General features: G+C 62.4%; 11 protein-coding genes. 1 reads left to right on the top strand and 10 read right to left on the bottom strand.

The window, feature by feature from the left end; translation table 11 throughout:
• Positions 1-118 precede the first annotated feature (118 nt).
• Both AB4Z11_RS14545 and AB4Z11_RS14550 read right to left on the bottom strand, forming a co-directional pair.
• Positions 119-439 carry a type II toxin-antitoxin system PemK/MazF family toxin gene (locus AB4Z11_RS14545; protein ID WP_442025960.1) on the bottom strand — a complete coding sequence of 107 codons (321 nt, stop codon included), beginning with the start codon at positions 437-439 and terminating at the stop codon, positions 119-121.
• On the bottom strand, positions 433-681 hold the full coding sequence (locus AB4Z11_RS14550) for an AbrB/MazE/SpoVT family DNA-binding domain-containing protein (protein WP_442025961.1): 249 nt from the start codon (positions 679-681) through the stop codon (positions 433-435). The genes AB4Z11_RS14545 and AB4Z11_RS14550 overlap by 7 nt, the downstream gene beginning before the upstream one ends.
• 83 nt (positions 682-764) lie before the next feature.
• On the opposite strand from AB4Z11_RS14550, the gene AB4Z11_RS14555 reads away from it, so the two are divergent.
• The gene (locus tag AB4Z11_RS14555) at positions 765-1,535 is read left to right on the top strand and encodes a M23 family metallopeptidase (RefSeq protein ID WP_442025962.1); all 771 of its coding nucleotides are present in this window, start codon (positions 765-767) and stop codon (positions 1,533-1,535) included.
• Between the two features lie 7 nt (positions 1,536-1,542).
• On the opposite strand, the gene AB4Z11_RS14560 is transcribed toward AB4Z11_RS14555, so the two are convergent.
• From AB4Z11_RS14560 to AB4Z11_RS14595, 8 genes are all read right to left on the bottom strand, one after another.
• Positions 1,543-1,674, bottom strand: coding sequence for a hypothetical protein (locus AB4Z11_RS14560; RefSeq protein WP_442025970.1), 132 nt, complete (start codon positions 1,672-1,674; stop codon positions 1,543-1,545).
• Entirely contained in the window at positions 1,671-2,894 is a 1,224-nt protein-coding gene (locus AB4Z11_RS14565) for an MFS transporter (RefSeq protein ID WP_442025963.1), read from the bottom strand. Before AB4Z11_RS14565 ends, AB4Z11_RS14560 begins: the two co-directional genes overlap by 4 nt.
• A 66-nt stretch (positions 2,895-2,960) precedes the next feature.
• Positions 2,961-3,461: a hypothetical protein gene (locus AB4Z11_RS14570; RefSeq protein ID WP_442025964.1), complete on the bottom strand. Its 501-nt coding sequence runs from the start codon at positions 3,459-3,461 to the stop codon at positions 2,961-2,963.
• Between the two features lie 70 nt (positions 3,462-3,531).
• Entirely contained in the window at positions 3,532-4,515 is a 984-nt protein-coding gene (locus AB4Z11_RS14575; RefSeq protein ID WP_442025965.1) for a Gfo/Idh/MocA family protein, read from the bottom strand.
• A 16-nt stretch (positions 4,516-4,531) separates the two neighbouring features.
• Positions 4,532-5,332: a DUF3025 domain-containing protein gene (locus AB4Z11_RS14580; protein ID WP_442025966.1), complete on the bottom strand. Its 801-nt coding sequence runs from the start codon at positions 5,330-5,332 to the stop codon at positions 4,532-4,534.
• A gap of 2 nt (positions 5,333-5,334) precedes the next feature.
• Positions 5,335-6,384, bottom strand: coding sequence for a dihydroorotase (pyrC, locus tag AB4Z11_RS14585; protein ID WP_442025967.1), 1,050 nt, complete (start codon positions 6,382-6,384; stop codon positions 5,335-5,337).
• Positions 6,385-6,502: 118 nt separating this feature from the next.
• Entirely contained in the window at positions 6,503-7,942 is a 1,440-nt protein-coding gene (locus tag AB4Z11_RS14590; RefSeq protein ID WP_442025968.1) for an amidohydrolase family protein, read from the bottom strand.
• Between the two features lie 87 nt (positions 7,943-8,029).
• On the bottom strand, positions 8,030-8,632 hold a 603-nt coding region (locus AB4Z11_RS14595; RefSeq protein WP_442025969.1), incomplete at its 5' end, for an amino acid ABC transporter ATP-binding protein.

The following is an 8,632-nucleotide window of genomic DNA, read 5'->3' on the forward strand; positions in this document are numbered from 1 at the left end:
CCCGCGACATCGCCCACCACCTGCTGCAAGAGCCCACCCCCGAAAACACCGCCACCGTCGAAGCCCACCTCGAACGCTGGCTCGGCGGCCGCGAGGAATTCCTGAAGGTCTGACGCGCCTACTCGGCGAAGGCTTCTTGCAGTGCCTGTAGTGTGGCGGCCAGTGTGGTTCTGGAGACGGCCCCCAATCTGCTGACGAGGCGCGATTTATCAACGGTACGTAGCTGGTCCAGCAAAATCAGCCCCTTCTTGCCGCTGTGCGTTACATCGATGCGGAATGGCGCCGGACGGCTCGCGGTCGTCATGGGCGCCACGATCACGGTACGCAAATACTCATGCATTTCGGGCRGCGATACGACCACGCAAGGACGAGATTTCTGAATTTCGCTCCCGACTGTCGGATCAAGATTGACGAGCCAGATCTCTCCGCGCTTCACCATACCAGCCCTTCATCGCCTTCGTTGGCGAACTCTGGAAGGACCAGCGCATCATCTTCAGCCTCCGCAATTGCTTTGCTGGCCTCAGCCCAGCCCTTGCGAACAGGTTTGGCTGGCGGCCGAATCACCAGCGCGCCGTCCACCACGGTAATTTCCGCTTCATCGACCAAACCCACTTCGGCGAGCAGGGTTGACGGAATGATCATCCCTTTCGAATTTCCAATTCGGCGAATTGTTGTGCGCATAACTGCCTCCAAACGTTATAACCATGTTATACCATGCGAACAGTCTTGCGTGACGCCGGGCGGTGTGCGACACTCACCCGCTCATGAAAAAATTTACCAAAATCATCACTTCTGTCGCATTGGCAGCGTGTTTCCTCCCGGCCGTAGCTGCCGAGCAGGAAACGCCGGCGGCTGCGCCTGTGGTGGCTCAGGCTCCCGCAGCCGTGCCAGTGCCGGCTCTTGCCCCGACGCCAGTGCAGGCCAAGGAGGAAAAGCCCGGCTTTTTCGCCAAGTGGGTGATGCCGCTGAAGAATATCCGCGTGAGCAGCTTCTTCGGCGCCCTGCGCGGCCATCGCGCGCACGGTGGTGTAGATTTTTCCACGCCGGTGGGCACGCCAGTGATGGCAACCCAGGGCGGCGTGGTCGTCGCCTCGACCAATCGTTATGAAGGTGATAAGAAATACGGTGAGGTTGTTGTAATTGAGCATCTGAATGGTCTGCGTTCGCTGTACGCGCACCTGACCAAGCGCTCCGTGAACGTCGGCGACGAAGTAGCCGCCGGCGAACCGATCGGCCTGTCCGGCTCGACCGGACACTCCACCGGTCCGCACCTGCACCTGGAAGCCTTCAAGGACGGTCAGCGCATCGACCCGAAAAACCTGCTGGCCAACCTGGAAGACGGCGCCCTCACCTCCGCCGTGAACGCCAAACAGTTCACCGGCCCGGAAATGACCTTTACCGCGCCGAAGACCAGCACTGCCGGCTACAAGCGCGCCAAATCTTCATCTGAACACCATCACGCTGCATCTTCGTCCTCCAAACGCAGCAAGTCCGCGTCCTCGCACAAATCCAGCCGCTCCAAGAAACACGCCTGATCTGGCGTCAGAAGCAGAGGTAAATGCGGTTGGCCAGATCGAGCATGAAATCCGGCCGCAGGTAAGCCATGAAGGCGAGCGCCAGCACGGCGGCGATCGCCGTCCATGCTGCTGCCTTCATGATCGTGGTTTTCATCATGCCGCCTTGAGCTGAGGTTCGCGCACCAGCGGGCGCTCGTTGATCGGCAAATTAGCCAGGCCGGCCATCACGCCGAGGGCGATGGCGATGCCCCATACGATGTCGTAGTTGCCGCGCAGGTCGAACAGATAACCACCCAGCCACACGCCGAGGAAGCTGCCGATCTGGTGGGAGAAGAACACCACGCCCGCCAGCATGGACATATGCTTCAGCCCAAACACGCTGGCGATAATCCCATTAGTCAGCGGTACGGTGGACAGCCACAGGAAGCCCATGGCCGCGGCAAACACGTAGACCGACCATTGCGACAGGGGCGCCAGCAGGAACAGGGAAATCACCACTGAACGGGCGAAGTAAATGAAGGACAGCAGATAGCGCTTGGGYAGCTTGCCGCCCAGTTGCCCCGCAGTGAAGGAGCCGAAGATATTGAACAGGCCAATCAGCGCCAGCGCCATCACCGCAACGCTCGCGTTGGCGATGCCTTTGTCCTTCAGGTAGGCCGGCAGGTGCACGCCGATGAACACGACCTGGAAGCCGCACACAAAATACCCTGCCAGCAGCAGCAGGAAGGAGCGGTTGCGCACGGCTTCGCGCCACGCTTCGCCAATGCTTTGATGATGTCCACCCGCGGCCACTTCGTGCTTCGGCTCACGCAGATTGCGCGAGGCCAGCAGCATCAGGAAGATCACAGCGGAAGCCAGCAGGAAGAAGGCGTTCTGCCAGCCCATCRTGGAAATCAGCACCTGCTCGACAGGCATCATGAGGAATTGGCCGAAGGAGCTGGCGGCGCCGGACACGCCAAAGGCCCAGGAACGCTTCTCCGGCGGCGCAGCGCGCCCGATGATGCCACTGACGGCGCCAAATCCGGTGCAGGCCAGCGCCAGCCCAATCAGCACACCGGAGCCGGTCACGAACAACAAGGGCTGCGTCACCGTCGCCATCCACACCAGACCCGCCATGTAGCACAACGCTCCGAAAATCACGACGCGCATGGTGCCGTAGCGGTCCGCCACCATGCCCGCGAAGGGACCGAAAGCGCCCCACAGCAGGTTTTGCATGGCCATCGCCAGCGAGAAGGTTTCGCGGCTCCAGCCGTTGGCTTGCGAAATCGGCTGCATCCAGAAACCGAAACCATGACGCACGCCCATCGCCAGCGTCAGCACGACGCCGGTCGAAATCAGGACGGTTTTCAGATCGAGGGCACGCGTGGAGTCAGTCATGGCAAGGCGTTAATTAGTGCAAAAAAGTCAGTTTACTTGAATGCACGCCGCCTTGCAGATCAGCCCTTACCAGGTCCAATACGAGATTTTGCCGGTCAGCTTGATATTGCCGGCGCCAGTGGCCATGTCTTCGCCGCCATCAAGCGCACCGCCGCCGGTGGCGAAGATGTATTGGCCGGTGCCGCCCGTGATCTGGAAGGTGCCGCCGGTGAAGGCGTACTGCGTGCCGACGCCGGTTGGCACCATCTGGCCGCTGTAGCTGGCGAAGACCTGGTCACCGGACGCAGTCAGGATGATGAAGCGGCCCTTGTTGAAGGTGAAGATAGCGCCGGATGGGGTAATGCAGTCATTGGCGACAAAAGCCAGCGGTCCGAGCGTGGTGCTCATGCCGTGGCCGGTGATGGTGCCGCCGAACTGGGTCGGGCAGCGCGCCGAGGGACCTGYGATTTCCTGCAGTACGCCCACCACTTCCAGCGCTTCGGTCTTGTAGCTGATTGAAGCGGCGGACGCCGTCATACTGGCGAGTGAAAGCGCGGCCCCAGCGGCCAAGAGAATTGCTTTTTGCATGTAACCTCCCGAAATTTATTAGAAAATCGATAATATCAATTTTTTAACAAAATCGGGTGGTGTACAAACATCAGTCCGCGGCGTAGCGAACGCCGGTCTGGGCGCGGATGTCGTCCATCACGCCCATCAGCGACAGCGACTCGTCCAGCGGCATCACCGGGCTTTCCAGCAGGCCGGCGCGCAGGCAGCGCTGTACTTCCATTGCTTCGTGGGCATAGCCGTTGCCGACGCGCGGCAGATGGATTTCACGGCTGCTGCCGTCATTCAGCTCGATGGTGAAGCGGTCGCTGTGGTGGAAGCGGCTGTGCAGGCGCAGGAAGCCCTTGCTGCCGCACACGGTCAAGGTGGCGCCGGTGCGCGCGGTGAGGCTGGTGGCGCAGCTGGACAGGCCGCCGTTCTTATGACGCAGCACGAAGTTGGTCTGCACGTCCACGCCGGTCGGACCGAGTACGCTCATGGCCTTCACTTCGGCCACATCGCCCAGGAAGAAGGCCGATACGGACAGCGGATAAATGCCCAGGTCCAGCATGGCGCCGCCGCCCAGCTCCGGATTGAACAGGCGGTGCTCCGGCCCCACGTCGGCCATGAAGCCCAGGTCGGCCTGGATATTGCTGATCTTGCCGATCTCGCCCGCTTCGATCAGGCGCCTGGCTTCCACAATGGCCGGCTGGAAGCGCGACCACATCGCTTCCATCACGAACAGCTTTTTCTCGCACGCCAGCGCCACGATATCTTCCGCCTCGCAGCGGTTCACGGTGAAGGCTTTTTCGACCAGCAGCGCCTTACCGCCGCGCAGGCACATCAGCGCGTTCTCGTGGTGCATAGGGTGCGGCGTGGCGATGTAGATCACATCCACGTCCGGATCATCGGCCAGCGCCTGATAGCTGCTGTGGGCGCGCTTGGCGCCGAATTCAGCGGCAAAGGCGTTAGCGCTATCAGCACTGCGCGAAGCAACGGCGGCGAGTTCTGCATCAGGCAATTCCTTCAATGCCGTGGCCAGCGCCTTGGCGATCTTGCCGGTGCCGAGAATGCCCCAGCGGATAACTTTGTCCATTCTTTTTCCTTTCGCGTTAAGCTGCGGACGGTTTCCGTTTCGCGCGGAAGACCGTGGTGTCGTCATAGAATACATCGTCCTGCTGCGGCCACCAGTCCGGTATGCCGAGCACGGGGAGCGGCGTGAAGCCGGCTTTGTGCAAGCCTTCGGTGCGTAGCTGCTGCGCCACCAGCTGATCGATCCAGGCGCGGCGCTCGACGTCGCTCAGCGCAAAGTAGCCACCCGGCGCCATCAGCACGCGCGTATGGGCCGTGATGGCCTTGTAGGGCGCGACCAGCTTTTCCATCAGCGCGTGGCCGAACAGCCAGACTTGCGCGTCCTTGCCGAATTGTGCGGCGCGGTCGACGAAGGCTTCACGCCAGCGGTGATTGCGCAGCGCATCGACCAGGGCAGCGCCGTCCGCATCATYGCGCACGATCAGCAGCGCTGCGTTTTCATCGAAGATAGTGGCCGCATCGCGGGCCGGGCCGCGCGATTTGCCGACGCCATCAAGCGCAATCTGCGCCGACTGCAAGGCGTTCAGCTCGCGTTTGATGAGGGGGAAGGTCAGCCACACCAGGCCGTTGAAAAAGTCGTGCAGGTTGTCGCGCGTTGGCACACCGCCCGTGGCGCCAATGAATTCTTCGTAGGCCGTGCCTTCAGGCAGATCGGCCTGCGGCACGAAGCGCAGCGGCAGGCCCTGGTGATTGCGCAGATCGAGTGCTTCGGCCTGCGCGCAGAAGGAGGCGATCACGCTGTCCGCGCCAAGGTCCGTGCGGCAAGCGGCATCCCGCACCGCGTCGAACCACGAGCGGGACCAGTCGATCRCCTCAAACACCGTCAGGCCATTTTCCAGTTGATGGTTTCGCCTGCATTCAGCGGGATCACTTGCTGGTCGCCGAAAGGCAGTGCTTCCGGCAGGGTCCACTGCTCGCGCTTCAGTGTGATCTTGTCTTCGTTCGGCTCCATGCCGTAGAAGGCCGGACCGTTCAGGGAGGCGAAAGCTTCCAGCTTGTCCAGCGCACCGGCGCGCTGGAAGGCTTCAGCGTACAGCTCCATCGCATGCAGGGCGGTGTAGCAGCCCGCGCAGCCGCACGCCGCTTCCTTCGCGCCCTGTGCGTGCGGCGCGGAGTCGGTGCCGAGGAAGAAGCGCTCATCGCCGCTGGTCGCCGCGGTCACCAGCGCCAGGCGGTGCTCTTCGCGCTTCAGCACAGGCAGGCAGTAGTAGTGCGGACGAATGCCGCCCTTGAAGATCTCGTTGCGGTTGTAAAGCAGATGGTGGGCGGTGATGGTAGCCGCGATCGGGCCTTCCGCTTCGGCCACGTACTGCGCCGCGTCCTTGGTGGTGATGTGCTCGAACACGATGTTCAGCGCCGGGAAGCTCTTGCGCAGCGGGCGCATGATGCGCTCGATGAAGACGGCTTCGCGGTCGAACAGGTCGATGTCCTGGTCGGTGACTTCGCCGTGCACCAGGAAAGGCATGCCTACTTCCTGCATCACTTCCAGCACCTTGTAGCAGTTGGCCAGGTCGGTGACGCCTGCGTCGGAATTGGTGGTGGCGCCGGCCGGGTACAGCTTCACGGCGTGCACGAAGTCGGATTCGGCGGCGCGGCGGATTTCGTCCGGGCTGGTGTTGTTGGTCAGGTAGAGCGTCATCAGCGGCTCGAACTTCATGCCCGCTGGCAGGGCCGCCAGGATACGCTCGCGGTAAGCCTGCGCCTGGGCGACAGTGGTGACCGGAGGTTTCAAATTTGGCATCACGATCGCGCGGCCGAACTGGCGCGCGGTGTGCGGCAGCACGCTGGCCATGGTCGCGCCATCGCGCAGGTGCAGGTGCCAGTCGTCTGGGCGAGTGATGGTGAGGCTGTGTGGGGCGTCGAAGTCGGACATGAGCGGCTCTCAAATTGCGAATGCCGACATTTTACCTGCTCCGGCGGGCCGTTTGCCGTCTTAGAACCCACGGCAAGGAGCTGGTGGCTGCCACACCGTGGCAGCCACCAGGTTCACGCTACGGGTTGGCGGGTGCGGGATGCTCGGCGACCCAGGCCTTCACCTTGGCCAGCATGGCGTCCAGCTGGGCGCGGTCATAGGCTTTGCCGTGGCTGACCACCAGGCGGATCTTGCGGGTGGCCGCGATATCCTTCAGAGGATCGGCGTCCAGCACCAGCAGGTCGGCCGCTTTGCCCGCTTCCACGGCGCCGTAGCGCTGCTGCTTGCCGAGGAAGCGCGGCCCCGCCAGCACAGCGGCATTCAGCGCCTGATGCGGCGTCAGGCCGTATTTGACGAAGATGCCCAGTTCATCGTGCAGGCCCTGGCCCGGATAGTCGAAGGAATTCAGGAAGCCTGCATCGGTACCGGCGATGATGCTGACGCCTTCCTGCTGCATCAGCGGCAGCAGCGAAGCAGACTTTTCATACAGGGCGTGACGGAAGGCGATGGCGCTGGCGTCATCCTTGGCGGCACGCTGCACGCGCCAGTCATAGGTGGCGCGCAGGCCCTTGCCGATGTACTGCAGGTAAGCGTCGTGGGCGTGGTCGTTCTGGTCCAGGTAGGCGGTCGCTTCGGAACCGATCAGGGTCGGCACGATGGCAGTGCCTGCGGCAGCCATGCGGCGGAAGGTGGCGCGCGCGGCCGCTTCGTCATAGCTTTCCAGGCTGGCGCGCATCGCTTCGCGGCCGGTAATCTTGCCTGCTGCGACTTGCGCGGTCAGTTCGGCTTCACGCGGCGTGGCGCCGCGCAGCATGTACGATTCGTGTTCGACGGTGCCCAGGCCGGCGTTGAACATCTGGTCCAGCGTCAGCTGCACCGGCACGTGGCCGGAAGTGCGCATGCCGCGCTCTTTGGCCTGGCGCAGCGCTTCCAGGTAGATCTCCGGCTTCAGGGTATTTTCGGTGATCTTCACGAAATCCACGCGGCGCGATTGCAGGTAATCGAGTGCCTTGCTGACTTCCTCCGGCGTACCGACTTCAATCGTGCCCTTCCACAGCGGCTTGTAGCCTTCCAGCTTGGGGCCGGAGGTCAGGATGGTCGGGCCTTCCAGCTCGCCCTTGTTGATCTGGTCGCGCCATTCCCGCACGCTATCCGGCAGGTCCCCCGCGCAATCGCGCACGGTGGTGATGCCGTGGGCCAGGTAGAGCGGCAGCAGCTGCTTGTTTTCTTCGATCAGCGCGGGACCGCCGCCGAAGTGCACGTGGCTGTCCCACAGGCCCGGCATCAGGTATTTGCCTTTGAGCTGGTAAGTGTGCTTCGGCGCGTAGTTCTTCAGGGCCTTGTCGTCCACCACCGCGATGATGGTGTCGCCCTTCAGCACGACGGACTTGCCCTGGATAAGGCGTCCGGATGCAACGTCGATAATCGTGGCCTGGGTCAGTGCGACGTCGGCCGCCATGCGTTCGGCAGCCGCCGCAGCGGAGCCCAGCGCCAGCAAGGCGCTTGCGATCAATGTCATTTTCATGCGGCGCATGGTAACTCGAAGTCGATCGCGGGCGGAAGACATCTACGTAGTAACGAAAGCTCCCACGCCACAGTGCTTTCGTTAGTGGATGATGCGCTTCAGGAAGTCCTTGGCACGATCCGAGCGCGGCGCGCCGAAGAATTCGTCCTTGCTGCAGTCTTCCAGGATATGGCCCTTGTCCATGAAGACCACGCGGTTGGCGACACGGCGGGCGAAGCCCATTTCGTGCGTCACCACCATCATGGTCATGCCTTCCTGAGCCAGGCCGACCATCACATCCAGCACTTCATTGATCATTTCCGGATCGAGTGCGGAAGTCGGCTCGTCGAACAGCATGGCGATCGGGTCCATAGACAGGGCACGCGCAATCGCCACACGCTGCTGCTGGCCGCCGGACAGCTGGCTGGGGAACTTGTCCTTGTGCGCGAGCAGGCCGACACGGTCCAGGTATTTGAGTCCGCGCTCGGTCGCCTCATCCTCGCTGCGCTTCAGCACCTTGACCTGGGCCAGTGTCAGGTTTTCGCGTACCGAAAGGTGCGGAAACAGCTCGAAATTCTGGAACACCATGCCGATGCGGGCGCGCAGCGCTGACAAATTAGTGTCCTTGCCGCCAACCGATGTTCCATCGACAACAATTTCGCCCTTCTGGAAGGGTTCCAGGCCGTTAACCGTCTTGATCAGGGT

This window comes from Pseudoduganella sp. RAF53_2, assembly GCF_052113985.1.
In the GTDB taxonomy this organism is placed as follows: domain Bacteria; phylum Pseudomonadota; class Gammaproteobacteria; order Burkholderiales; family Burkholderiaceae_D; genus Rugamonas.

Excerpts from the sequence above, each read along its gene's own strand:
- AB4Z11_RS14550 (WP_442025961.1), bottom strand. The coding sequence starts at position 681 with ATGCGCACAACAATTCGCCGAATTGGAAATTCGAAAGGGATGATCATT.
- AB4Z11_RS14555 (WP_442025962.1), top strand. The coding sequence starts at position 765 with ATGAAAAAATTTACCAAAATCATCACTTCTGTCGCATTGGCAGCGTGT.
- AB4Z11_RS14560 (WP_442025970.1), bottom strand. The coding sequence starts at position 1,674 with ATGATGAAAACCACGATCATGAAGGCAGCAGCATGGACGGCGATCGCC.
- AB4Z11_RS14575 (WP_442025965.1), bottom strand. The coding sequence starts at position 4,515 with ATGGACAAAGTTATCCGCTGGGGCATTCTCGGCACCGGCAAGATCGCC.
- pyrC (WP_442025967.1), bottom strand. The coding sequence starts at position 6,384 with ATGTCCGACTTCGACGCCCCACACAGCCTCACCATCACTCGCCCAGAC.
- AB4Z11_RS14590 (WP_442025968.1), bottom strand. The coding sequence starts at position 7,942 with ATGACATTGATCGCAAGCGCCTTGCTGGCGCTGGGCTCCGCTGCGGCG.